The organism is Clostridium ihumii AP5, from assembly GCF_000612845.1.
Taxonomy (GTDB): Bacteria; Bacillota; Clostridia; order Clostridiales; family Clostridiaceae; genus Clostridium_J; species Clostridium_J ihumii.
The window spans coordinates 97,640-121,992 of record NZ_CCAT010000004.1; the positions used below are offsets into that span (position 1 = coordinate 97,640).

A 24,353-nucleotide genomic window follows, 5' to 3' on the forward strand; every position below is an offset into this window, starting at 1 on the left:
GTCATTCTCTTTATTATTTTATGAATCTAGGAATCTCAAAAATTAATTTTGCATTTGGTGATTCATCAATTATAGTTTTAAAATTAAATGCTTGTTTATATGCCCATGCTATATCTGTTGCATATTGCTTCCATCCATTAGGGTATTCATTAATTGCCCATCTCATTTTATATAGTGTATCTTTATCTTCAAACTTACCATCTTTAGATGCATGAATATATCCTTTTCCTATCCATTCAGCTCCACCTATAATAGCTTTATCAGGAGTTGTCCATCCTTGTTCATAGGCATACTTTGCCCCTCCATTTAATGGATCACTATCAATTGCACCAATTCCATACATATTGTACACCTTAACAATCTTTCCATCTGGTGTTTTATAATCTACACCATTAGCTAATTGAGATGTTCCATATCCAGTTTCTAATGCACAATGTGCATTTAAGTATATTGGATTTATATTATATTTCTTACCTGCTTCTATAAACACATTACCTTTATCTTTTATAATTCCCTTGTAATTTATATGTCTATTTAAAGCATCAACTGAAATTCCATCAATATACTTTAAACTTAAAAATTGATATATCTGAGTGCTATCATAAGATAATGACTCTGCATCGGCAAAGGCTTTAACATTAGCAAGACTTGCACTTGATGTAAATGGATTTAATCTATTAAACATTGGCTTTCTTTCACTTTGTGTTTGTACAAATTGTTCTAATGTAAAATTGTAATCCCTATATTTTACGTTACTTCCAGATGGTACATTAATACTTGTACTTGTTTTAGCTGTAGTAAAATCTATAACATAATTATTCTCAAGATTGCTTTGAATAGAATTACTTATTGATTTACTTACAACCAAACTATAAATAGTATTAGGCTTGTACCCTTCTTGTGGTGGATTCACGTTTATAACTTTATTGGTAGCATCATAATTAACATTAACTGCTTGAACTTGCGCTCTAGCATTTGTTACTTTAACATAGTTGCTTAAGTTATTTATTGTTGTTTGATTTAGTGAATCATTAAGATATATGCTCCAAACTTTGTTTAATGGTATATTTTCTTTATGTTCAAATACCTTTGGATCTGTAGCAGCACTAACTCTTGATGTGAATATAAATCCAGTAAACATAATTATCATGCAAAAAAGTAGTGCATATGACTTTTTACGTTTATTCATATTTCCCCTCCCAAATAAATCTAATTATTAGTATTTTATATTTTAATGTGCTTGTCCTATTTTGACTCTTAAAATATTTCTATATGATTTTTACCTTCATTAAAATAATCGAATATAATAGCAAAATCCATATACTTATTTATCTATAAATTATACATTAATATATAATTATTTTATATATTAATTTATTATTTTCATTTTATATTTTTAAATGTAATGTTTTGTATATAATATATATAGGATTTTATGTCTAAATTTTAAGTTATTCATGTTTTAATGAAAAACTTTCATGATAAGTTTTAATATAGATTTTTAAATTGACAGTGAATAAAATATTTTAAGGAAGGTGCTTATGGAAAACAATTCATTTAAAACATTAAGATTAAACAAATATATAAGTGAAAGTGGATTTTGCTCAAGAAGAGAGGCTGATCGATTAATTGACCAAGGACTTGTTTTTATAAACGGGGTTAAAGCTGAGGTTGGATCAAAAGTTGCAGTAAATGATATCGTAAAAGTAAAAAATAACATTGTAAAACCTAAATCTAACAAAGTTTATATCGCATTAAATAAACCCGTTGGAATAACCTGTACTACTGATCAAAGTATAAAAGGTAATATTGTTGATTTTATAAATTATCCTGAAAGAATTTTTCATATCGGAAGACTTGATAAACCATCACAGGGTTTAATATTTCTAACTAATGATGGTGATATAGTAAATAAAATTCTTAGGGCTGGAAATAATCATGAAAAAGAATATCTAGTTACTGTTGATAAACCAATAACTAATGAATTTATCTCTAAAATGTCAAATGGAGTTCCAATTCTAGATACAGTAACTAAAAAATGTTTTGTGAAAAAAGAAAGCAAGTTTGTTTTTAGAATAATTTTAACCCAAGGTTTAAACAGACAAATTAGACGTATGTGTCAATTTTTTGATTATGAAGTTAAAAAGTTAGAACGAATAAGGATTATGAATGTTACACTTGAGAATTTGCCTTTAGGTAAATGGAGATATTTAACTGAAAAAGAGATATATGAAATAAACTCTTTAGTAGAAAGTTCAGTAAAAACAGAGGAGGCCTCTATAATAAAGTAAAGTTATCCACATTATCAACATATAGCTTGTTTATAACTTGTTAATTTGATGTTGAAAACAGAGAGATTGTTTTTTAATCTTTCTGTTTTTTAACTTTTTGTTTATAATTCATATTTTATACTTATATATTCTCCTATTAATTTATAATTTTTTAAATTTTAAATTAGCCATTATCAACATTATACACATAGAATATGTTGTTATTTTGTTTATATCTACTGAATTTATTAATTATTTTGCTAAAAAAAACATTTATTTAATGTTTTTTATTGAGTTATTAACATTATTAACAGTTATGTTGATACATTGTTGATAACTTTTTTAATTTTATTGTATAGAAACTTAACAATTACATAATAATATTTATAAATAATTAAATTTTTTGAATATTCACTTTTTATTTTTCTTATGCTATACTTTCTTTACAAGTATACACGCTACAGTACTTTGCTAACATAAATCTAAAAGCATTGGGGGCGATTTTATGACTAGTAATGTAATTTATGTTAATTTTAAATCAAAAAAAAGAATAAAGAAAAGAAATAAACTAATAGTATTTTTCCATAAAATAAAATCATCTTTTAAAGAGAATACACGTACTGACACTGATATTGTTGAAAAAGTTAAAACTGAAGCATATAATTATAGACATCCTTTATAGTACACTTATGTGTACTTTTTTTTAGTAAAAATTTATATAAAAAACGTTAAGTATAAATTTACTTAATATTAAAATACTAAGTAATTATGTATTATTAAAATATTTAACTTTAGGAGGAAAAAATGAGAGTTGGATTAGGTTATGATGTTCATAAATTAGTTGAAAATAGAGATTTAATTTTAGGAGGAGTACATATTCCTTATGAAAAAGGGCTTTTAGGTCATTCTGATGCTGATGTCCTTATTCATGCTATAATGGATAGTTTAATTGGAGCTGCTGCATTAGGTGATATAGGAAAGCATTTTCCTGATACAGATGATAAATACAAAGGTATTTCTAGCATAAAACTATTAGAACATGTTAAGACTTTATTAGATTTAAATAATTATGCTATTGGTAATATAGATGCTACAATAATAGCTCAAAAACCTAAAATGGCACCTTATATTAATGACATGATAACAAATATATGCAAAGCACTTAATATTAATAAAAGCCAAATAAATATTAAGGCAACTACTGAAGAAGGTCTTGGATTTACTGGAAACGGTGAAGGCATTTCATCTCAAAGCATTTGTCTTCTTGTTTCAAAAAAATAATAATAAAAGAATAAAAGAACACTTTAAAAGTGTTCTTTTGCTATTTTCATTGTTGTTTTTCTTCATTAATTTCTTCTTTTCTTTCTGTGTTTCCAAGCATTACTGCAGATAATCTAACTAATGTTCTAATTTCCTCGTCAGTTAGCTTTTCCCTCAAATTCATATTTTCCATTTTTTCATTTACTAAATTTAATGCAGTATCTTCTTTTACTGTGTTAGGAATTGCTTTAAAATTATCTTCTACATATTTAACACAATTCATAATCATTCTTAATATTTCTTTTGTTTTTTCATCTGCTACTCCTGAGTTTTCTAGCATCTCCAATATTTTATAGCTATAACTTAATACTTTGTCACTACTAGTAATTTTCTTTTTCTCTAAAATAGCTAATATTATTCCCAATGCAACAACAATAGCTAATATTATTATAGTCCTTATTAAAGCATCCATACATTTTCCTCCTTAAAATACTACTTACTATCTATATATTCCTCTTTATTATTTATTGGAACTGCTTTAATAAGTTAAATTTATACAACTATATTAATTTAAAAATAAAAAACTCTACAATAAAAAAATTGTAGAGTTTTTATATGTATTACATTTTTATATCATTTAAGAAATTATCATATCCTTCTTTTAAATTTTCCCAGGTTTCTCCACTTACTAAATCATCATACATTTTTTTAATTTTTCCTGTTATGGTTTCATCATCTGATATCTTAACTGTAGTTACTTTACTATCTGTATCCTTTACCATTTTATCTATATCAGATTTTACTTTTGCTTTATCTGCACCATCATTGTATTTAACCCCAACTACTGCAGTATTATCATGAACTACTACTGAAACTTCTTTTATACCATCTACTTTAGCTAATTTATCTGCTAATGATTTAGATCTTTCTAATTCATCACCTTTTTGAGCTTCACCTGGTGTATTGTTTGTTGCACTATTATTTGCATTGTTTTTACTATTATTTGTTGTATTGTTTGTTGTGTTGTTTTTTGTATTATCGTTTGTATTGTTACCTCCACAACCAACTAATGGCATTGTTAATAATGTTGCTGCTAATATTCCTGCTAAAAATTTTTGGCTTTTTCTTTTCATATTTAAAACCTCCTTAATTTCTGTACTATCATATAGTCTATACACTTTTTCTAATTTTATTTAACATAAAAAATAGCAAATTAGAATAATACTAGTATCTTCTAATTTGCCTTTACTATAGGAACACAAGTTCAAAGCTTAAATAGCATTTTTATCAAGTGATATTATTAAACTCATATTTTATTCTATTATCATGTTGAACCCAGTTAAAAAGTAAGAGTGAAAATTTTATAAAACAACGGTTACTTCTAAAAAAATATCTCTATTGATAAAGTATTTTCCATTTTTAAATTTAAGCTCAAATTCACTTACTGTAGTTATTTTTTCTGCTTTTTCTACGTGAAAAACATATCCATATTCATTTTTATTTTTAAAAAATATTTTTGAATACTTTGCAACTTTTAATTCATTACCTTGATTATCATATATCACCTTTGGAATATCTGTATTTAACATCGTCTTCTCTCCCTTTACGCTTAAAATTCTTTTATCCTTGTAGATGATATATAATATTAAGTTTTAACTAAGTTTATGATTATTTATGTATTAAATTTCCCTTTAATTCTTATAATATATTTTTAATATTTTCATGACAATGCACTAATTCAGTATATCTCTTTTCTTTTAAATATAAATCAGCCAATTCTATATATGCTTTAATTTGTTCATCCTTATATTCATTACTGTTTGTTAATTTAATTATTTCAATTAATTTCTTTTCTACTTTTTCAGGCATTTTCATTTTTTCATAAATTTCTTTTTCTCTTTTATATCCTTTTAATATAAAGCTATAATCATTATTTTCTTTTGCTTTTTCAATTCCTAGTTCTATAATCATTAATGCTTCATCATAAAGTTCTTTAAGCACATATATTGAAGCTTTTTCAATTAGTGTATGCGATAAGTTTTTTCTATCATGACTCATTCTTATATGCTGTGATTTATTATAAAAATCTAATGCTTCTTTAATATCCCCACTGACAATATATATATCAGCTAAATCATTATATATTTCCGCTCTTACCTCATAACTCATTTCTAAGGATTCCATAGAATTGTATATTTCTACTGCTTCACATACTTTTCCTATCTTTTTATAACATTTAGCCTCAAATTGTTTAGCATAAACATATTCTTCTCTCTTTTCTTCCTCAAAAGCCATATCCCCAAATTTTTTGATTAATTCTAAAGCTTTTTCCATATTTGAATTTTTTTCATAGCATAAAGCCAAATTTAATATATTTTCCTTTACTTCATTCTTATCATTAAATTCTTCTGCTGTAATCTTTGCCTTATTAAAATATACTATTGCCTCACTATAATTAAATAAATTATACTTACATAACCCTAGTTTTTTATAAATATAAAGATTATCTTTTTTAAAAACAAAATTTCTTAAAATATCAAATGAATAAAAGTAATTTTCAAAAGCACCTATATAATCACTTTCTTCATAATTTTTATCTCCTATTCTCATATATACATTTAATTTTATAATATTCAACCTATATTGGTTGGATATTTCTAATAATTGTTCTAACTCCTTATAGCTAAGTCTTTCTTCTAATTTAGCTTTACAGTACTTTTCAGCTTCCTCTTCTTTTGATCTTAAAAAATATCCATCATCTATTTCTAATTCATAACCTCTTTGACTTAGAATATTTTTAAACTGTTCTGTTAAAATTTTTGCTGCTTCTTCAGTAATATGTCTCTTACCATTTTCTAAAAGTCCTATATATCCTCTAGTTAAATTTTTAGTTGCTAAATTTTGTTGTCTAATCATATACTTTTTTCTTAATTGAACAATTTTTTCACTTCCACTTAAAAATTCCATCTTCTGCTTTCACCCTCTATAATTTTTCCTTTTTAAAATCGTTTAATATAATTATAAATATACATATTAATATTTAATTTTCATTTATAACTTAGTTTTTTATTCTTATTATAATTTTAGCATATAAAAATTTTTTTTAAATTAAAAAGTTATAAAGTTAAAAATAATTATAATATTTTTAAAATATTATAATTATTTTTATTTTAAATAATAATTTCATAACAATTGTTTTATTAGTCTATAATATATTTCTTAAATTTGATATATAAATTTAAAAGTAAAAAAACAAGCCCTTGTTTAAAAGCTTGTTTTTTATGTTTACCATTTTTAAACTTATTAACCTTATTTTATATTTCTGCTTCCCGGCTTAACATATGGTATATTTTCTTTGCATAGTGGACATTCTTCTGTATCATAGCTCTCTACTTCTAATTTTATAGCACTATATAAAGGCAATTTTAATTCAGATGCTTCGCCTCTTCTATCTACTATACAGCACACCCCAACAACTTCTGCACCTAATGTCTCTAACAATCTACAAACTTCCATTGTTGATTTTCCTGTAGTTACAACATCTTCTGATATTATAACCTTAGTTCCTTTTTCTATTTCGAATCTAGATAAAGTCATCTCTCCATCTTTTCTTTCTGTAAATATTCCTGGTTTTCCAAGTTGTCTTGCTACCTCATATGCAACAATAACGCCTCCCATTGCAGGTCCAACTACTATATCAAAATCTAAATCCTTTATTTTATCCACTACTACACTTAAAACTTTTTCTGCTTTATCTGGATGTTGAAGCAATCTTGCACATTGACAATATCTATTGCTATGTCTTCCTGATGATAATAAAAAATGACCTTCTAAAAGTGCGCCTACCTCTTTTAATGTATTTATAACCATGTTTTCCATATTAAATTCTCCGCCTTCCTACGTTCTATTATTAAATTTTAACTAAAACTTTTATAATAATTTATTTTTAAATGCTATATGATTCCTGTTATATCTTTTATATTTTTTATATTTCTATCTTCTAAAAATTTTTCTATTCCATTTATTATGTCTAAACAGATATCTGATTTTATAAAATTTGCTGTTCCAATTTGAATTGCTGTTGCACCAGCCATTATAAATTCAATTGCATCTTGCCAAGTTCTTATGCCACCAAGTCCTATTATTGGTACATCAGTAACTTTACTAACTTCATTAACCATTCTTAACGCTATAGGTTTTATTGCTGGTCCTGATAATCCTGCGTATACATTATTAAACACAGGTTTCATATTATATATATCAATAGCCATTCCCTTAAAAGTGTTTACAAGTGACAATGCATCTGCACCTGCTTCTACACACTTAATTGCCATATCTTTTATATCCTCTGCATTTGGTGATAGCTTTACTATAAGTGGTTTTTTACATACATTCTTAACCTTCCTAACTGCATCATAGGCAACCTCAGATTTTATTCCTAATGCCATTCCACCTTGTTTTACATTAGGACAAGATATGTTAAGTTCTATTAAATCAACATCTGTATTGTTTAATTTCTCTATTCCTTTAATATAGTCCTCTATAGTTGCTCCACCCAAATTTGCAATAATTGTGGTATTCAATTCCTTCATCTTTTTTAATTCTATATTTATAAAATTATCAACACCTGGATTTTGAAGTCCAACACTATTTAACATTCCAGATGCTGTTTCTATCATTCTAATTCCATCATTTCCATCCTTAGGATTTATAGTTAGCCCCTTAGAACTAATTCCTCCTAGTTTGGAAACATCCCATAATTCCCTATATTCTTGTCCAAATCCAAACGTACCTGACGCTGCTATTACTGGATTTTTAAGTTCTACTCCACATATATTAACACCTAGCATATTTTCAACTCCTTGATTATCAATTTAAGTGCTTTTTCTAAAGTTCTATGTCATCACCTAAAAATACTGGCCCATCTTTACATGTTCTTTTATTACCTTTTTTTGTTTTACATGTACACACTAAACATGCTCCTATTCCACAAGCCATTTTTTTCTCTTCAGACACATAAATTTTTGTGTTAGAATCTCTACACATTTTTATAGCTTTATGCATCATAACTTCTGGTCCACAACATAAAACTAAGTCATAATCTTTAGGATTAAATATATCAGTAATATATCCTTTATGTCCTACATTTCCACTTTCTGTGGCTATATTAATACTTTTTACTTCTTTATCTAAATCTTTTAATCCATAAATTTCGTCTCTAAATCCTACAAATATATCTATATTTTCATTATCTAAAGATTTTGCTAGGTAATTCATTGGTGCAATTCCTATACCACCAGCTAATATTGCAACTTTTCCTTTATTTGCTTCGCTTATATCAAATCCATTTCCTAATGGTCCCATAAGATTTATCTCATCATTTTCTTTAATATTTTTTAATAGCTCTGTTCCTTGTCCTACTACTGCATATAAAAATTCTATTATTGTTCCTTCTTCATTAATATTGTGTATACTTATGGGTCTACCTAGTATTGGTTCATTTGTCCAGGACCTTAACATATAAAATTGTCCTGGATTTGCGCTAAAATTTCCTTCTACTTCTAACTTATATATTCCCTCACAAATCTTTTTGTTGCTTAAAACTTTATTTATAGTGTATTCCTTTTTAGTACTCATCTTTACCAACCCTTTTCTATGCTAGAATATTTGCCTTTTTAATTACTTTTCTAATTCTTTAATAGCATTTAATATTTCATCCCTCATTCTTATAGTTTCCTGTCTAGCATATTTACTAAAGTTTTCTTCTCCATCTTCAAACTTTTTATATGCAAGCATTATTCCCCTAGATGAATTTACCACTCCGCCATTTCCATTAGTTAAATATAATGCAACATCCTTTGCAGTACCCCCTTGTGCGCCATATCCTGGTATTAAAAAGAATGTTTTATTTAAGCTTTTTCTAAGTTCAATTCCTTCTTCTACGTGAGTGCATCCAAAAACTCCACCTATAGAACTATATCCACATGCACCAATGCATTCTTCTCCCAACTCTTGAATCATTTTTCCTACCTTCATATAAACTTTTTCATTTTCATTAGTTTCTATATACTGTATGTCTTTTGCCCCTTCATTAGATGTTCTTACAAGTACAAAAGCTCCCTTTTCTTTATTTTTTATATATGGTAGATATGGCTTTATACTATCAAGTCCCATATATGGGTTAAGTGTTACAAAGTCTACTTCAAATTCACCTTCTAAATGTGCCATTGCATACATTTCTGCTGTTTTTGAAATATCTCCTCTTTTTATATCCCCTATAACTATACCGCCTTTTTTTCTTATGTATTCTATAGTGTTTTTGTATGCAATAAGTCCTATTACACCAAAAGCTTCATAATATGCTATCTGTGGTTTATAACATGCTGCTACATCAAAAGTAGCATCTATTATTTCCTTATTAAATTCAAATATTCCCTCTGAAAGTGATGAATATTTATTTAAAAAACTTTGTGGTATATATCTTAAATCTGTATCTAATCCTACACATACATGTCCTTTTTCTTCTACAATTTTAAATAATTTATCTATAATCATAATTTTTCCCTCTCATTTGCATTAAATATTATATTTTGAACTTGAATATACTTCTTTTCCACCCTTTATAGTTTTTACAACCTTTCCATAAACATGTTGTCCATTTAAAGGTGTATTTTTACCTTTAGATTTAAATTCATCTACATTTATTTCATACTTTTTATTTAAATCTACTAATACTAAATCTCCATCATATCCAATTTCTATAGTTCCTTTTTTTACATCTAATATTTCACTAGGATTTTTACTCATAATTTCACTAAGTTTACTTAAACTTAGTCCATTTTCCTTTACTAATTTGGTGTAACAAAGACTAAATGCAGTTTCTATTCCTGATATTCCTGGTGCACCATTTTCTTTATCCTCTTCTGTGTGGGGAGCATGATCTGTAGCAATTACATCAACATATCCTTTTTTTATTGCTTCTATTAAAAATAGTACATCTTCTTCTTTTCTTATAGGTGGATTAACTCTGTATTTTACACTATCATTTAAAAATAAATGATGTGGTGCAACTTCACAGGTAACCTTAACCCCCTCATTTTTATATCTAATTATATATCTCATAGCTTCAATTGTACTTACATGTGCTATATGAATTTTACAACCTGTGATCTTAGCAAATTCTAGATTCCTAAGTGTCATTATATTTTCTGCTATTCTCATATCATATTTAGATAAACTATGTTCCTCACAGTGACACATAACAATTAAATCTTTCTGTTTTGATAATTTCATTGCCTCTAACATTGCATTTCCATCCATTACATCTTTTCCGTCTTCTGATATAATTTTTATGGAATTATCTATATCCTCTAAATGACTTATCTCTTTTCCATCAAAATTTCTTGTTATAGATAAAACCTGATGAACATCTACTAATCCCACTTTACTAGCCTTTTCTTTTACATAATTTACAACATCCATTGAGCTACATACAGGATTTGTATTAGCCATAAGGTTTACCATTGTGAATCCACCCCTTACGGCTGCCTTAGAACCTGATTCTATATCTTCTTTATAGGTGAATCCAGGATCTCTAAAATGAACATGTAAATCTACAAAAGATGGCATAAGGGTTAACCCCTTAGCATCTATTGTTTTGCAATCTTTGTTTAGATTTTTTCCAACTTCTGATATAATCCCATCATTTATATAAACATCTCCAAAGTAACTTCCACACCAATCCACTACATTTGCACTCTTTATTAATAATTCCATAAACTTACACCCCCTCTATAGTGAAGTTATATCCTTAACTTCTACTATTTCGTCACAGTATTTACATCTATATTCTTCTGTTTTTTCATCAACTAAATAGTGGACATGTTTTAAATCCTTTTCTACAGATGTTATACACCTTGGATTTTTGCACTTAATAACATTTTCAACCTTTTCAGGCAACTGTAAATCTATCTTCTCTGATATTTTTTCTTCCTTAATTATATCTATTGTAATATCCCTATCTATAAGACCTAAAACTGTATAATCAAGTTCTATTACATTTTCTATTTTTATAATATCTTTCTTTCCAAGTTTTTTACTATCAGCATTCATTATTAATGCAACTCTATACTCTGCTTTATCAAGACCTAGATAATTAAATATTTTTATTCCTTTTCCTGCTTTGATATGATCTATAACTAATCCTTCTTTTATACTATTTATAGTTAACATTTAAACCACTCCTTTAACTAAGCTAATCCTAAAAGTTTACATATAAGAGCCATTCTAACAAACATGCCATACTTAGCTTGTTTAAAATATATAGCTCTTTCATCACTATCTACTTCATATGCAATTTCATTAACTCTTGGTAGTGGGTGAAGAACAATCATATCTTTTCTACCTTTGCTCATTTTTTCGTTATCTAATATATAAGAGTCTTTTAATCTTATATAATCTTCTTCATTAAAGAATCTTTCTTTTTGAACTCTTGTCATATAAAGAATATCTAACTCTCCTATAACTTCTTCCATTCTTTCTACTTGTTTAAACTCTATGTTCTTTTCTTTTAACATTCTTATAATATATTCTGGTACCTTTAATTCTTCTGGTGATATTAATATGAATTTATTTCCTTCATATCTTGATAATGCTTTTATAAGTGAGTGTACAGTTCTTCCAAACTTTAAATCTCCACAACAACCTATTGTCATGTTAGATAATTTCTCCTTTGTTCTTCTTATAGTTAAAAGATCTGTAAGTGTTTGTGTTGGATGCTGATGACCTCCGTCACCTGCATTTACGATAGGCATATCTGTACTTTCTTTAGCAACTAATGCTGATCCTTCTTTAGGATGTCTAATTACAGCTATATCTGCATAACATGAAACTGTTCTTATTGTATCTGATAGACTTTCACCTTTTGCAACTGAACTTGAGTTGGCTTCTGAAAATCCTATTATATTTCCACCAAGTCTTAACATAGCTGCCTCAAAACTAAACCTTGTTCTTGTGCTAGGTTCATAAAATAATGTTGCTAGTAGCTTTCCATCACAGATTTTTGAGTATTTTGAAGGTTCTTCTATAATTTTATCTGCTAGTAAAAATATTTCTTCTAATTCTTCTAATGTAAAATCCATTGGTTCTATTAAATTTCTTCCTTTTAACATAAACGACATCTCCTTTTTACCTCACGGGGTTAATTTAAAGGTTATTTGATAATAAAAAAAATGCTTTCCTTAAAGGAAAGCATTTTTAATTACAACCATATAACTATAGCTATACTTATAGCTACACTTATATACCTATACTAATATTCTTCCCTTTCTGACCTCTCTGGATCAACCTTAAAAGGATAATTAAAACATATCAAATTTTATCTTATATTTATATTATATAAAGTCTCCTTTATTGTCAATACATTTTCAGATTTTTTCCATAAAATTCATGTTAATTATTATATTAATATATATGGATATATAGATTATAATATGGTATAATTTTAAAAAACAAATTTCCAAGAACTTTATAATATTATTTTTAATTTATATGAAATAATATTAATACAAATTTTATTTATTTTAAATATATTAATATTGAAATAAATAATTACTAAAGAATAAATTTATAGGAGGTTTTTTATGAATATATCATTTGATGAAAAAACTAAAAATGCTCTATTAAACAAAATTGAAGATAATAAATCTTTTAGACTAATGATTAAAGGTTTTGGTTGAGGCGGCCCTACACTTGGTGCTGTTCTGGATGAACAAAATGAAGATGATATATCTGAAAATATTAATGGTGTTAAATTTATAGTTAATAAAGATGAATCATATATATTTGATGATTGTAAAATAGTATATAAAAAAACATTTTTTGGTGAAACATTTAATGTTATCTCAAACTCATTGCCTACCGTAAGTTGTTAATGGCAAATACACTCTAATTTAAGAATTAGAGTGTATTTTTTATTAACTTCTAAATTTTATTTACTTTTTAATCTGTATACTCATTTACTATTCTTCTTATTAATTTTTTTATAGAGCTTGCTTCTGCAACCAATGTCATAACAACTAAAAAGATGATTATCCTTTCATATTCGTCTTCTTTAAATTCCTGATCTTTAAAGTATGATGATATTTTAATTTTATCATCAATTTTTTCATTGATTAATAAGTTACTTAAACTGTCCTTTTGCATATCAGAAAACACTTTATAAGTATCTTCCCATGATAATATATCATCTTCTCTATTATTAATTTCGTTAAATGCAAGTCTAAATACTTTTCTTATTTCTTCTGTACTTAAAATAGGTCTCATATAGCTCAATAAAACTAGTTGAACTATATGCAATTTAGTATAGCCTCTTTTTTTTCCATCTTCCGGCTTTGATATTACTTCACTCTTAATATAATTTTGTAAAATATTATTTGTAAAGTTGTCATCATCAAATTTATCATTTAAATAATCTTTTACTTGGGACAAGAATAAATCATACTGTGGTAACTCTTCATATAATATTATATTTTTATCTGATACTTCTTCTGCAAGTTTTGAAATTTTTTTCAAAACCTCATCTATAATTTTTATATCAACTTCAGCTTTACTTTTTTCATTATCTAGTTCTTTATTCAATTTATCACCTCATATCTTATAATAAAATGACTTAATTTAGAATTTATATTATAGAATATATCCATATTATCTTAATTAGGATGTGTTTATTTTTTCTTAAGTACATAATTTTCACATTAATCATATTATAAGTTATAATTAAACTTATTACAAATTATTTTTAACCATTATAATATGTATTTAATGGAATATAATATCTTTTTTTACATTTATATTGTTACAATTTACTACAAAAAGAATTTTAGGAAATAAAATATTTCATATTGATTTTTTTTACGTATCACTAATTCTATTTTAACTAAGTTATCCACTTTAATAAACAATTTACTAACAAAATATGTTGATAAACTTCCTTTTATATAAGCCATTTATGAAATATTGCTATTTTGCATGTTGATAACTAAATAGACTTATCCACATTATTCACATATTGCCTGTTGATAACTTGTTATATATTTGTGGAAATAAATGAATTTCATTTTAATTATTATTGTATAAATTTGTTGATATATATACTATTAAAAGATTATACGTCAAATATAATAATTCTGTATATTTTTTCTAATCTCAATTTATTACATTTTTTTCAAGTTATATTTTTTTATCATTTCTTTACATATATATATTAAATACTATTATAGTTTTGTAATATTACATTATTTTATCCATAGTCTATTATATTACTTTATATTTTTTATAATAAATTCCATATTATTTTTTTCTAATTTTTCTTAATTTTTATTTTAAATTATTTTTCGACATTTTGTTTTATAATATACAAGTACTTACAATTATTTTTTTTTTATATTTTTTTCTATTTTTTTATTATATTTCATGTGTAAAACAGTGTTTTTTTATTGATAACTGGCTATTTATATAGGGTTATCAGTATTGTAAATATATGTATTAGAGTTTCAAATATTATATTGACATTTATTCAATAAGGTAGTATATTAACTATAGATGGAAGTTAGTAGAAATTTTGTAACTTAATAATAATATATTGTCGATAAATTTTTGCTAAATATACATAAAATTAAAGTAAAATCAGTTTTTTTGTCGAATATTTTATGGTGGGAGGAATATATAATATGAAATCAACTGGAGTAGTAAGAAGAGTAGATGAATTAGGAAGAATAGTTATACCTGTGGAGTTAAGAAGAACTTTAAATATAGGTGAAAAAGACGCTTTAGAAATATATGTTGACGGAGAGCAAATAATATTAAAAAAATATGAGCCTGCTTGCATATTCTGTGGCGATGCTAGAGATGTTATAAACTATAAATCAAAAAATATCTGTAAAAATTGTTTAAACACATTAAAAGCGGAAACATTATAATATATATAAAGAAAAAGCAAACAATCTTTAAATTGTTTGCTTTTTTTTTGTTAACAATTTTGTTACATGATTTGTAATAATTTTTTAACCTTCTTGACATATTTTATGTAGTAAACTATATACTATAGATGTAGTTAAAAAATAAAATAAGCCATTGAAATCAATGACTTATTTAATATAAAAATTAATATATTATTCTTCTTCCACCTATAAAATCTGATCTAGTTAATGGAGATACTTTTATAGATTCACCTGATTGTGGTGAGTGTATATAGCTGTTACCACCAACATATATACCAACATGATCAGGACCACCACCAAAGAATACTAAATCTCCTGGTGCTAATTGACCTCTACTTACAGGTACACCTTGTCCTATTTGAGTGTATGTTGTTCTTGTTATATCATATCCAAATTGTCTATAAACGTATTGTGTAAATCCAGAACAATCAAATCCTGCTGGAGTAGTTCCACCCCAAACATATGGAATTCCTATAAATTGATAAGCATAATCTACAATCGCTTGTCCTGTAGCACTTGCCGCTGGAGGTGCTATTGTGTTATTAGATCCACCGCCATTGCTTGAACCATTAGATGAAGATGATCCGCTACCACTAGTATAATCATCACCTCTTGATGGTCTTTCTTGTGCTGCAGCTGCTGCAGCTGCTTGTTCTGCTTCATATGAAGCCTTAGATGATTTTAATCCATCTAATTCAGCTGATAATTTTTGTTTTTCTTTATCTGCTGCTGCATATTTAGCTTTATAGTTTCCTTTTTCACTTTCTAATTTAGCCATTCTTGAATCATTATCTGACTTTAATCCTTGAAGCTCTTGCTTTTTAGATTCTAATTTGTTCTTTTGTTCTTCTAATGATGTCTTTTTAGTTGTTAACTCTGTCATAAGTTGTTTGTCATAGCTTATGATTTGTTTTATATTCTCAAGTCTAGAAACTAATTCTGAAAATCCATCAGAGTTAAGAATAACTTCTACATATGTGTCCATACCGTTCATATACATAGATCTCATTCTTTGTCTAAATAAATCTTCTTCATCCTTCATGTCATTTTCTGTTTTAACAACATTCTCAGATGTAGTTTTGATTTCGCCCTCTGTCTTTGTTATTTTATTGTTAGTTTCTTCTATTTCTACCATTAAAGTTGATATATCGTTATCTAGTTTTTGAATTTCAGCATTTACTGCATCTAGTTTTTCTTGAGCACTTTTATATTCGTTTGCCTTTTGATTTATTTGTTCATCATAAGGACTCGCATTTACTGTAAAGCCCATGCTTGATGTTGCAATAACCATTGCTGTAGCTATCGCTACTATTTTTCTATTCAAACTTAATCCCTCCCCCTTGAAATTTCTTTTTAATTATACCACTAAAGTATATATTAACTCAACATTTCTAAGTAGCTTTATTAAAATTTGTTACAAAAACTTTACTAAAATCATTAATTATATGGTATAATAAACCTCTTAAACATTTCTTTGGAACATTGTTTTACTTTATTTACTACTTTATATATCTATTGAATATTTATATATTTCAGATTTTGTCATTTTTCTATCCTTTGATACTTTTTTTATAGCATCTTTTTTTGTTAATCCTTCAGTTATATATTTTTTTATATGTTCTTCTATTGTTAAGTTAGACCACTTTTCCATTTCTTCTTCTTCTATAGCAGCCTCACTTTTTCCTTCTAATACTAAAACATATTCACCTCTTGGATTATTTTCAGAATAATATTCAATTGCTTCGCTTAACTTTAACCTTATTATTTCTTCATGCAATTTTGTTAGTTCTCTACATATACTTATATTTCTCTCTCCAAACGATTCATATAAAAATTCTAATGTATTTTTTAATCTATGTGGTGCCTCATAAAATATTAAACTTTCTTTTCTCTCCAATAATTCCTCTATAACTGGTCTTCTTTCTTTGTTTTCTCTTGGTAAAAAACCTCTAAATATAAATTTAGTTGTATCAAGTCCAGAATATACAAGTGCAGTCGTTATTGCTGTTGCACCTGGCAACACTTCAAATGATAAACCTTCTTCAATGCATTTTTTAACTATAACTGCTCCTGGGTCTGAAACACCTGGAGTTCCTGCATCACTTATAATAGCTATATTTTTATCTTCTTTTAATTCCTTTATTATATCTTCACTTTTACCATTTTCATTATGCTTATGATAACTTATCAATGTTTTTCTTATTGCAAAATGATTTAAAAGTTTTAAACTTTGTCTAGTATCTTCACATGCAATTATATCAACACTTTTTAATACTTCTAAAGCTCTCAGTGTTATATCCTTTAAGTTTCCTATTGGAGTAGGAACTAAATATAATTTTCCACTCACTTAATCACCCTCCTACTTTATTTCATTTGAATTGTACATTTCTATAATTTCTTTTGAATAACTTCCATCTTCATTATGTATAACTAATGGATCTTCCCACTTCAAAAATCTTCCCCCATCTCTTTGACCTTCAATTAATACTATGTTAGGAGCTTTATTAGGCGTAGGATGAACTAATCTTATTCTTTTAGGCTCAACTTTATGTTTTCTCATAAGAGTCATTATATCAACTAATCTATCTGGTCTATGAACCATAAACATTCTTCCATTATCCTTTAATAACATTCTTGATGCTATTATTACATCTTCTAAATTGCAACAAACTTCATGTCTTGCTATAGCCACTTTGTCACTTGGATTTACTATTCCTGAGTTACATAACTTATATGGTGGATTTACTGTTATTACATCTGCTCTTTCTATGTTCTTTAAAAAGCTTTTATCTGTCAAATTCCCACGTTTAAATTCAACTCTATTTTCTAGTTTATTATACTTAACTGAACGTTTAGCCATTTCAACAAATTCATCTTGTATTTCTATACCTAAAATGCTTTTACACTCTGTTTTTCCTGCTAATATAAATGGAATTATTCCTGTTCCACTACATAAATCTATTACCCTAAAATTTCTTTTAACCTTAGAAAAATTAGCTAAAATTACTGCATCTACACCAAATCTAAATCCATCTTTTTTCTGAATTACATGTATTCCATTAAGCTGTAAATCATCTAATGTTTCATTTGCTTTTATAATATCCATACTTTCCTCTCTTATCATTTAATGTTTGAACTATTACTTATTATATATTGAACCCATATAATCTACAATAATCTACTATTTTTATTTATATACAAAAAAAATGAACCTTTCGGTTCAAAATCGTGTAGGGGGGAGTAATGCTTCAAAATATCTTAAATATCCATAAAATTAATGTATAAAATTAATATTTCAAAGCTTTACTTGTAATACTTTCAGATTTTTTTCTAATATCACATTAGTATATTGCCCTAATCTATAATAAAATATACATATTGTTGATTTTTTATGAGATACTTTTTTATATTTTTTAAGGGAGGTTATTTTTTGAAAATATTAAAGCAGATTTTTATTATACTTATAATCACCTTTTTAGGTGAACTTATATCTAAAACTTTATCTTTACCTATACCGGGTAACGTTTTAGGAATGTTATTGCTTTTAATTGCATTATTAACTCGTGTAATTAAACCTGAACATATAGAAGAAGTTTCAAATTATTTACTTAATAACTTAGCATTTTTCTTTGTTCCTGCTAGTATTGGAATAATGGGGTGTGTTGATGTTCTAAAAGGTAATGTAACTAAACTGCTTATTATATGCTTTATTTCAACTTGTATAGTTTTAGTTGTTACCGCACATACTGTTCAATTTGTATCAAAACTTATGAATAAAAAACAAAGCTAGGAGTGATATGTATGAAGGATTTACTTTCTTCCCCACTATTTGTTTTATTGTTAACTTTAGGGATGTACCTACTTTCTCAATATATACATAAAAAAACAAAAATAGTATGGTTAAATCCACTACTATTATCTATGATATTTATAATTTTATCTTTAAATATACTTAATATTCCACTTGATAAATATAATGATGGCACTTATTTAATTTCGTTCTTTCTTACCCCATCAACTGTAATACTTGCATTACCTCTTTATAAAAAGTTTGATCTATTAAAGAAAAATGCTATTCCTATAATAATTGGTATTACCGTTGGTAGTTTTGTTGGAATGTGCTCTATTTTAATTTTATGCAAACTTTTCAATGTTGATTCTAATATAGCACTTTCATTAATACCTAAATCAGTTACAACTCCTATTGGTGTTGAAGTCGCAAAACAATTAGGTGGATTACCTCCTATAACTATTTCAGCTATTATTATAACTGGTATTATGGGTGCTATCTTCTCTCCTATCATATGCAAACTTTTCAAAATAGAACACAATATAGCTATAGGTGTTGCTATAGGAACCTCTTCTCATGCTTTAGGTACTACTAAAGCTTTAGAACTTGGTGAGACTGAAGGGGCTATGAGTAGCTTATCAATAGGTGTTGCTGGACTTATAACAGTTTTATTAAGTCCATTAGTTGTAAAACTTTTTTCTATGTTACTGTAATAACTTATAAAAACTTATAATATGAATAAAATATACTATAGTATTGGGAAGGTATATTTTATGGAGATGATATTATACCCATTTAACAATATAGACTTTACTGAAAATACTTCTATACTTTTAGATGCATCATATTTATTAAGTTTAGTTTATGATGATGATATAAAGCACTCTGAATGTATAGAAGTACTTCGTAAGCTTATGTTAAACAAATGCAAATTATATGTTACTTCAATTATTTCATGTGAAGTTCTTAATCAAATTATGTACAAAGTATTTATATTAGATATGCAATATAGAATAAATAAAAATACTCCTTTTAACAGCAGAAATAATATAAAATCTTTGCTTGGTAGTTTTAATAAATATGATCGAAAAACTTTACGTGAAAAACGTGCAGATAAAGCTAGAGAAATTCCTTATAAACGTTATTTTGATAACTTATCTAAAAATGTTTTAAAAAAAGATTTATTATCTGTGTACTATAAAACTGCTGTTAACATGCATTCTCAGTTAGAACATACAATTAAATTTAATTACCTAGATTTGACTGAACATTGTATATCAAGAACAAAAGACTTTATGATTAAACATTTAATTTCAGTAAATGATGCTACTATTTTAGCTGTTGGTGAGTGTTACAATTTGAATTATTTACTAACTTTAGATAGTGATTTTTTATATGCTGAAAGCTGTAATATTGAAGTTCTAAAAATATAAAATCCTTACTAGTAAAATGCTAGCAAGGATTTTTTTTATTTAGAAGGTATGTTTATAATATCTCCAACTTTTATTAAATTTTCATTTTTTATGTTGTTAGCTGATTTTATTTTTTCAACAGCTTCATTAACTGCAACATTTGGCATTTTTGATTTTGCAATACTAAATAGACTATCTCCAGTTTTTATTTCATATTTACCTGCAATATTTTTTCCATTGCCATTTTTTGCTTCATTTTTATTAGTTTTATTTTCTAATGCTACTTCATATGGAATTATTAACTTTTGTCCTTCTACAATGCTTTTTTCATCTTTTAAATTATTTCTTGTTATAATTTTATTTATAACTTGTTCATGATTTATATTTGGCATATATGCCATTGCAATACTATATAATGTATCATTTTTCTTTACAGTGTATATTCCTTCTGTTACATCTTTTGCTTCACTTTTAGTTTTTTCATCAGTTACTTTATTTTGATCTTGTTTTTTTTCTGTGTCAGCACTAGTTTTCTTTTCATCTTGTTTATTTTTAGTTTCTTCCTTAGTTTCTGATTTTGTAGATTTTTTGTCTTGTTTATTTTCTACAATGTTATTATTCTTTTTATCAACTGCAACATTTGAGTTTCTCTTTCCTATAAAATTAACAGTTAATAAAACAGCTACTAAAACAACTACACAAGTTGCCATAGCGATGATTTCCTTTTTAAATTTCATTTCTTACACCTCTCTAAGTTATAAATTCTATTTAAATACTTAACATTTTTAAGAATTTTATTCACTTTTTTTATTTTTTTATAAAAAAAGTAATAGATTAAAAAATCTATTACTTTTTGCTCTTGTTAATTTTGTTCTAATTGTTGCATCACTTCTTGTGGTGTCATTCCATCTGCATTTATTATTGATGAACTAATTGTTGCATCTTGCATACCTAACATATTTTCACTTTGACCTGTTACTACAATTGCATCAAAATTATTTAAATAATTTGAGTTGGATTTTTTATTGCAATCAAATTCTCTAACTTGATATCCTTGTTGATTCAAAAAACTTTTGACTGGGTTTAACCCTTTTTCTACAGCAACTTTTTTCATAAGTGATTTGCCTCCTATATGTATTTATATATTATTTATATTTTCTATTATTCTCTACTTTACTTTTATATATTCAAGTAATATTTTTTTACTTATTGGTATATACTAATTTTTAAAATTATATTATCCCTCTTTTATACTGTTACTATTCTTTTTATTTGTGGTATAATTTTATTGCATCTTTTGATGTGGGCGGGAGAGGGATATTAAAATACGAGGTAACAAATGAATAAACTCTTTAAACTGAAAGAGCATAATGTCACTTTTAAAAGTGAACTTACAGCCGGACTTACATCATTCTTTGCTGCTGTGTACATAATAATAGTTAACTCAAGTATACTTAGCGATGCTGGTATGCCTATGGAAGGACTAATAGTTGCTACTGTTTTATCTTCCTTAATTGGTACATGGCTTTTATCTTTTATGAGTAATACTCCGCTTGTAATTATGCCTGGTATGGGAATAAACGCATTATTCACATACACAATAATTAAATCTATGGGCTTATCTTTTAGCGAAGGTTTAGCTGCCGTGGTAATTGCTGGTATTATTTTTTCAATAGTAGCTTTCACTAAGCTATCTACTATAATTTCAGATGCAATACCACAATCTTTAAAGGAAGCTATTACTGTTGGAATTGGTCTATTTATAACTTTTATAGGTCTTCAAAAAAGCGGACTTGTTGTTGCAAGTGAAACAACTTTAGTTTCTCTTGGAAATTTAGCATCTCCAAGTATAATAGCATTCTTTATAATACTTATAATAACTTTATATCTTTTTGTAAAAGATGTTCCAGGTGCATTTCTTATAAGTATCATTGTAGGTACTCTTATATGCTTTGGATTTGGACTTATAGATGTTTCTGGACTTTCATTTGGTTCTGCTAACTTATCAAGTTACAAAGAATTATTTTTAAATGTTAGTTTTAGCAAAATATCTACATCTTCATTTTGGATTGCTACTTTTTCATTAGCATTAGTACTTATATTTGAAAATATAGGTCTAATACATGGTCAAGTTGGAATGCTTAATGCAGAGGAAAAATTTAAACCTGCACTTAAAGCCACAGCTCTTTCTACAATATTTTGTGGTCTTTTAGGTACTAGTCCTTCTGTTTCTACAGTAGAAGGAATTGCTGGTATTGCAGCTGGTGGTAAAACAGGTCTTTCATCTTTTATAACAGGATTGCTATTTTTATTATCATTACTATTTATACCATTTATAAAGATAATTCCAAATGCTGCTATAGCACCTATTCTTATAATACTTGGTGCCCTAATGATAAAAAATATAGAGCATATTAATTTTAATGATTTTAGTGAAGGGTTTCCTGCATTCTTAATCATAACTTTAATTCCTCTAACTTATAGTATTGTAGATGGTATAGCTTTTGGATTTATAGCATATCCCTTAGTAAAGTTATTTTCAAAGAAAAGAAATGAAATATCTATTCCAATGTATTTAGTATCATTGTTGTTTTTAGTATATTTTATACTTCATTCAATTAATATATAAAACTAGGCATCTACATTTTGTGTAGATGCCTAGTTTTTTAATTCTATTAAATAATAACTATATTCTTAATATGATATTACTAATTTAATCTTCCTTTATTAATTCCTTTATTATATCTGGATCTTCAATTTCTGCTTCAAGTTCTCTTATGTCAACATCATTTATAATATCTTCATAACTTCCACTTACTAAAGTTATTGTATCTATTTTATAATCTCTTAATTCATCTTCTGAGTCTTTAACTTTTATTTTAACTTTTACACTTTCTTTTATAACACTATTAGATATTACTTCGCCTTCACCATCTACAGTTTTTACTATAGAACCAACCTTTGGAAGTTTCTTTCTTGTTTCCTCATATGTTTCTTGTTCGTAATTTAAACAACACATAAGTCTTCCACATATTCCTGATATTTTAGTAGGATTTAATGATAAATTCTGTTCTTTAGCCATTTTTATTGATACTGGTGCAAATTCACCTAAGAATGAAGAACAACATAAAGGTCTACCACAAGGTCCTAATCCACCTTTCATTTTCGCTTCATCCCTAACTCCTATTTGTCTTAATTCTATTCTAGTTCTAAAAACAGATGCTAAATCTTTTACTAATTCTCTAAAATCTACTCTTCCATCAGCTGTAAAATAAAAAATAACTTTATTATTATCAAATGTATATTCAACATCTATAAGCTTCATATCTAGATTATGTTTTTGTATTTTTTCAAGACATATGGAAAAAGCCTCTTCTTCTTTAGCCTTATTTTCTCTATTCTTTTCGATATCTTCTTCTGTTGCTTTTCTTATAACATCTTTAAGTGGCGAAATTATATCTTCTTCTGATATATCCCTTTTACCTATAACACATCTTCCGAACTCTATACCTCTAGCTGTTTCTACAACAACGTAATTATCACTTTTTATATCTAAATCGCCAGGATTAAAATAATATATCTTCCCAGCTTTTTTAAACCTAACTCCTATAACTGTAACCAT

Annotated in this window: 27 protein-coding genes; 8 read left to right on the top strand and 19 right to left on the bottom strand. The window is 26.4% G+C overall.

All coding sequences use genetic code 11. The features are described from left to right. Nucleotides 1-13: 13 nt before the first annotated feature. On the bottom strand, nucleotides 14-1,189 hold the full coding sequence (locus BN346_RS00995; RefSeq protein ID WP_051539832.1) for an N-acetylglucosaminidase: 1,176 nt from the start codon (nucleotides 1,187-1,189) through the stop codon (nucleotides 14-16). A 352-nt stretch (nucleotides 1,190-1,541) separates the two neighbouring features. Here BN346_RS00995 and rluF point away from each other — a divergent pair, with 352 nt between their 5' ends. From rluF to ispF, 3 genes are all read left to right on the top strand, one after another. Beyond that, nucleotides 1,542-2,291, top strand: coding sequence for a 23S rRNA pseudouridine(2604) synthase RluF (rluF, locus tag BN346_RS01000; RefSeq protein ID WP_034438370.1), 750 nt, complete (start codon nucleotides 1,542-1,544; stop codon nucleotides 2,289-2,291). Nucleotides 2,292-2,775: 484 nt separating this feature from the next. After that, nucleotides 2,776-2,952 (top strand): hypothetical protein, encoded by a 177-nt coding sequence (locus BN346_RS21425; protein ID WP_158644427.1) that lies wholly within the window; start codon nucleotides 2,776-2,778, stop codon nucleotides 2,950-2,952. Nucleotides 2,953-3,074: 122 nt separating this feature from the next. Beyond that, nucleotides 3,075-3,551: a 2-C-methyl-D-erythritol 2,4-cyclodiphosphate synthase gene (gene ispF / locus BN346_RS01005; protein ID WP_034438372.1), complete on the top strand. Its 477-nt coding sequence runs from the start codon at nucleotides 3,075-3,077 to the stop codon at nucleotides 3,549-3,551. 46 nt (nucleotides 3,552-3,597) lie between these two features. Here the strand turns inward: ispF and BN346_RS01010 are convergent, their stop codons facing one another. The 12 genes from BN346_RS01010 to BN346_RS01065 all read right to left on the bottom strand — a co-directional run bounded on the left by BN346_RS01010 (nucleotide 3,598) and on the right by BN346_RS01065 (nucleotide 14,123). After that, a complete protein-coding gene (locus BN346_RS01010) occupies nucleotides 3,598-4,002 on the bottom strand; it encodes a protein-tyrosine phosphatase family protein (RefSeq protein WP_034438374.1) in 405 nt (134 codons plus the stop codon). A 148-nt stretch (nucleotides 4,003-4,150) separates the two neighbouring features. Next, nucleotides 4,151-4,663, bottom strand: coding sequence for a YhcN/YlaJ family sporulation lipoprotein (locus tag BN346_RS01015; protein WP_034438375.1), 513 nt, complete (start codon nucleotides 4,661-4,663; stop codon nucleotides 4,151-4,153). Between the two features lie 228 nt (nucleotides 4,664-4,891). Further along, entirely contained in the window at nucleotides 4,892-5,119 is a 228-nt protein-coding gene (locus BN346_RS01020) for a hypothetical protein (protein ID WP_034438377.1), read from the bottom strand. Between the two features lie 109 nt (nucleotides 5,120-5,228). After that, a complete protein-coding gene (locus tag BN346_RS01025) occupies nucleotides 5,229-6,497 on the bottom strand; it encodes a soluble NSF attachment family protein (protein ID WP_034438380.1) in 1,269 nt (422 codons plus the stop codon). A 342-nt stretch (nucleotides 6,498-6,839) separates the two neighbouring features. After that, nucleotides 6,840-7,409 (bottom strand): orotate phosphoribosyltransferase, encoded by a 570-nt coding sequence (pyrE, locus tag BN346_RS01030; protein ID WP_034438382.1) that lies wholly within the window; start codon nucleotides 7,407-7,409, stop codon nucleotides 6,840-6,842. A gap of 74 nt (nucleotides 7,410-7,483) precedes the next feature. Continuing rightward, nucleotides 7,484-8,380: a dihydroorotate dehydrogenase gene (locus BN346_RS01035; RefSeq protein ID WP_034438385.1), complete on the bottom strand. Its 897-nt coding sequence runs from the start codon at nucleotides 8,378-8,380 to the stop codon at nucleotides 7,484-7,486. 37 nt (nucleotides 8,381-8,417) lie between these two features. Further along, nucleotides 8,418-9,167 carry a dihydroorotate dehydrogenase electron transfer subunit gene (locus tag BN346_RS01040; protein ID WP_034438387.1) on the bottom strand — a complete coding sequence of 250 codons (750 nt, stop codon included), beginning with the start codon at nucleotides 9,165-9,167 and terminating at the stop codon, nucleotides 8,418-8,420. Between the two features lie 42 nt (nucleotides 9,168-9,209). Then, nucleotides 9,210-10,085, bottom strand: coding sequence for an orotidine-5'-phosphate decarboxylase (pyrF, locus tag BN346_RS01045; protein WP_034438389.1), 876 nt, complete (start codon nucleotides 10,083-10,085; stop codon nucleotides 9,210-9,212). Nucleotides 10,086-10,106: 21 nt separating this feature from the next. After that, nucleotides 10,107-11,306 (bottom strand): dihydroorotase, encoded by a 1,200-nt coding sequence (locus tag BN346_RS01050; RefSeq protein WP_034438392.1) that lies wholly within the window; start codon nucleotides 11,304-11,306, stop codon nucleotides 10,107-10,109. Between the two features lie 15 nt (nucleotides 11,307-11,321). After that, nucleotides 11,322-11,762 (bottom strand): aspartate carbamoyltransferase regulatory subunit, encoded by a 441-nt coding sequence (locus BN346_RS01055; protein WP_034438394.1) that lies wholly within the window; start codon nucleotides 11,760-11,762, stop codon nucleotides 11,322-11,324. Nucleotides 11,763-11,779: 17 nt separating this feature from the next. Further along, the gene (gene pyrB / locus BN346_RS01060) at nucleotides 11,780-12,700 is read right to left on the bottom strand and encodes an aspartate carbamoyltransferase (protein WP_034438397.1); all 921 of its coding nucleotides are present in this window, start codon (nucleotides 12,698-12,700) and stop codon (nucleotides 11,780-11,782) included. 829 nt (nucleotides 12,701-13,529) lie between these two features. Then, entirely contained in the window at nucleotides 13,530-14,123 is a 594-nt protein-coding gene (locus tag BN346_RS01065) for a DUF1836 domain-containing protein (protein ID WP_034438472.1), read from the bottom strand. 1,136 nt (nucleotides 14,124-15,259) lie between these two features. Here BN346_RS01065 and BN346_RS01070 point away from each other — a divergent pair. Next, nucleotides 15,260-15,508 (top strand): AbrB/MazE/SpoVT family DNA-binding domain-containing protein, encoded by a 249-nt coding sequence (locus BN346_RS01070; RefSeq protein WP_034438399.1) that lies wholly within the window; start codon nucleotides 15,260-15,262, stop codon nucleotides 15,506-15,508. A gap of 184 nt (nucleotides 15,509-15,692) precedes the next feature. Here BN346_RS01070 and BN346_RS01075 read toward each other — a convergent pair whose 3' ends face one another. The 3 genes from BN346_RS01075 to BN346_RS01085 form a co-directional block, all read right to left on the bottom strand. Beyond that, nucleotides 15,693-16,853, bottom strand: coding sequence for a C40 family peptidase (locus tag BN346_RS01075; RefSeq protein WP_034438401.1), 1,161 nt, complete (start codon nucleotides 16,851-16,853; stop codon nucleotides 15,693-15,695). 180 nt (nucleotides 16,854-17,033) lie between these two features. Then, a complete protein-coding gene (gene rsmI, locus BN346_RS01080; RefSeq protein ID WP_034438404.1) occupies nucleotides 17,034-17,876 on the bottom strand; it encodes a 16S rRNA (cytidine(1402)-2'-O)-methyltransferase in 843 nt (280 codons plus the stop codon). Nucleotides 17,877-17,888: 12 nt separating this feature from the next. Next, nucleotides 17,889-18,635, bottom strand: coding sequence for a tRNA1(Val) (adenine(37)-N6)-methyltransferase (locus BN346_RS01085; RefSeq protein WP_034438407.1), 747 nt, complete (start codon nucleotides 18,633-18,635; stop codon nucleotides 17,889-17,891). Nucleotides 18,636-18,959: 324 nt separating this feature from the next. On the opposite strand from BN346_RS01085, the gene BN346_RS01090 reads away from it, so the two are divergent. The 3 genes from BN346_RS01090 to BN346_RS01100 are packed head-to-tail and all read left to right on the top strand — an operon-like array spanning nucleotide 18,960 to nucleotide 20,752. Beyond that, complete coding sequence (locus BN346_RS01090) at nucleotides 18,960-19,319, top strand: CidA/LrgA family protein (RefSeq protein WP_034438411.1); 360 nt, start codon at nucleotides 18,960-18,962, stop codon at nucleotides 19,317-19,319. A gap of 11 nt (nucleotides 19,320-19,330) precedes the next feature. After that, nucleotides 19,331-20,032, top strand: coding sequence for an LrgB family protein (locus BN346_RS01095; RefSeq protein WP_034438414.1), 702 nt, complete (start codon nucleotides 19,331-19,333; stop codon nucleotides 20,030-20,032). A 60-nt stretch (nucleotides 20,033-20,092) separates the two neighbouring features. Then, nucleotides 20,093-20,752 carry a PIN domain-containing protein gene (locus BN346_RS01100; protein WP_034438418.1) on the top strand — a complete coding sequence of 220 codons (660 nt, stop codon included), beginning with the start codon at nucleotides 20,093-20,095 and terminating at the stop codon, nucleotides 20,750-20,752. A gap of 35 nt (nucleotides 20,753-20,787) precedes the next feature. Here the strand turns inward: BN346_RS01100 and BN346_RS01105 are convergent, their stop codons facing one another. After that, nucleotides 20,788-21,468, bottom strand: coding sequence for a LysM peptidoglycan-binding domain-containing protein (locus BN346_RS01105; RefSeq protein WP_034438421.1), 681 nt, complete (start codon nucleotides 21,466-21,468; stop codon nucleotides 20,788-20,790). A gap of 125 nt (nucleotides 21,469-21,593) precedes the next feature. Continuing rightward, the gene (locus BN346_RS01110; RefSeq protein WP_034438425.1) at nucleotides 21,594-21,845 is read right to left on the bottom strand and encodes a YkuS family protein; all 252 of its coding nucleotides are present in this window, start codon (nucleotides 21,843-21,845) and stop codon (nucleotides 21,594-21,596) included. A gap of 225 nt (nucleotides 21,846-22,070) precedes the next feature. Here BN346_RS01110 and BN346_RS01115 point away from each other — a divergent pair, with 225 nt between their 5' ends. Continuing rightward, nucleotides 22,071-23,360, top strand: coding sequence for an NCS2 family permease (locus BN346_RS01115; protein ID WP_034438427.1), 1,290 nt, complete (start codon nucleotides 22,071-22,073; stop codon nucleotides 23,358-23,360). An 84-nt stretch (nucleotides 23,361-23,444) separates the two neighbouring features. Here BN346_RS01115 and BN346_RS01120 read toward each other — a convergent pair whose 3' ends face one another. Then, nucleotides 23,445-24,353 carry a PSP1 domain-containing protein gene (locus tag BN346_RS01120; protein WP_034438429.1) on the bottom strand — a complete coding sequence of 303 codons (909 nt, stop codon included), beginning with the start codon at nucleotides 24,351-24,353 and terminating at the stop codon, nucleotides 23,445-23,447.

Coding starts and splice junctions, on each gene's coding strand:
- BN346_RS00995 (WP_051539832.1), bottom strand. CDS start 1,189: ATGAATAAACGTAAAAAGTCATATGCACTACTTTTTTGCATGATAATT.
- rluF (WP_034438370.1), top strand. CDS start 1,542: ATGGAAAACAATTCATTTAAAACATTAAGATTAAACAAATATATAAGT.
- BN346_RS21425 (WP_158644427.1), top strand. CDS start 2,776: ATGACTAGTAATGTAATTTATGTTAATTTTAAATCAAAAAAAAGAATA.
- ispF (WP_034438372.1), top strand. CDS start 3,075: ATGAGAGTTGGATTAGGTTATGATGTTCATAAATTAGTTGAAAATAGA.
- BN346_RS01010 (WP_034438374.1), bottom strand. CDS start 4,002: ATGGATGCTTTAATAAGGACTATAATAATATTAGCTATTGTTGTTGCA.
- BN346_RS01015 (WP_034438375.1), bottom strand. CDS start 4,663: ATGAAAAGAAAAAGCCAAAAATTTTTAGCAGGAATATTAGCAGCAACA.
- BN346_RS01020 (WP_034438377.1), bottom strand. CDS start 5,119: ATGTTAAATACAGATATTCCAAAGGTGATATATGATAATCAAGGTAAT.
- BN346_RS01025 (WP_034438380.1), bottom strand. CDS start 6,497: ATGGAATTTTTAAGTGGAAGTGAAAAAATTGTTCAATTAAGAAAAAAG.
- pyrE (WP_034438382.1), bottom strand. CDS start 7,409: ATGGAAAACATGGTTATAAATACATTAAAAGAGGTAGGCGCACTTTTA.
- BN346_RS01035 (WP_034438385.1), bottom strand. CDS start 8,380: ATGCTAGGTGTTAATATATGTGGAGTAGAACTTAAAAATCCAGTAATA.
- BN346_RS01040 (WP_034438387.1), bottom strand. CDS start 9,167: ATGAGTACTAAAAAGGAATACACTATAAATAAAGTTTTAAGCAACAAA.
- pyrF (WP_034438389.1), bottom strand. CDS start 10,085: ATGATTATAGATAAATTATTTAAAATTGTAGAAGAAAAAGGACATGTA.
- BN346_RS01050 (WP_034438392.1), bottom strand. CDS start 11,306: ATGGAATTATTAATAAAGAGTGCAAATGTAGTGGATTGGTGTGGAAGT.
- BN346_RS01055 (WP_034438394.1), bottom strand. CDS start 11,762: ATGTTAACTATAAATAGTATAAAAGAAGGATTAGTTATAGATCATATC.
- pyrB (WP_034438397.1), bottom strand. CDS start 12,700: ATGTTAAAAGGAAGAAATTTAATAGAACCAATGGATTTTACATTAGAA.
- BN346_RS01070 (WP_034438399.1), top strand. CDS start 15,260: ATGAAATCAACTGGAGTAGTAAGAAGAGTAGATGAATTAGGAAGAATA.
- BN346_RS01085 (WP_034438407.1), bottom strand. CDS start 18,635: ATGGATATTATAAAAGCAAATGAAACATTAGATGATTTACAGCTTAAT.
- BN346_RS01095 (WP_034438414.1), top strand. CDS start 19,331: ATGAAGGATTTACTTTCTTCCCCACTATTTGTTTTATTGTTAACTTTA.
- BN346_RS01100 (WP_034438418.1), top strand. CDS start 20,093: ATGGAGATGATATTATACCCATTTAACAATATAGACTTTACTGAAAAT.
- BN346_RS01105 (WP_034438421.1), bottom strand. CDS start 21,468: ATGAAATTTAAAAAGGAAATCATCGCTATGGCAACTTGTGTAGTTGTT.
- BN346_RS01110 (WP_034438425.1), bottom strand. CDS start 21,845: ATGAAAAAAGTTGCTGTAGAAAAAGGGTTAAACCCAGTCAAAAGTTTT.
- BN346_RS01115 (WP_034438427.1), top strand. CDS start 22,071: ATGAATAAACTCTTTAAACTGAAAGAGCATAATGTCACTTTTAAAAGT.
- BN346_RS01120 (WP_034438429.1), bottom strand. CDS start 24,353: ATGGTTACAGTTATAGGAGTTAGGTTTAAAAAAGCTGGGAAGATATAT.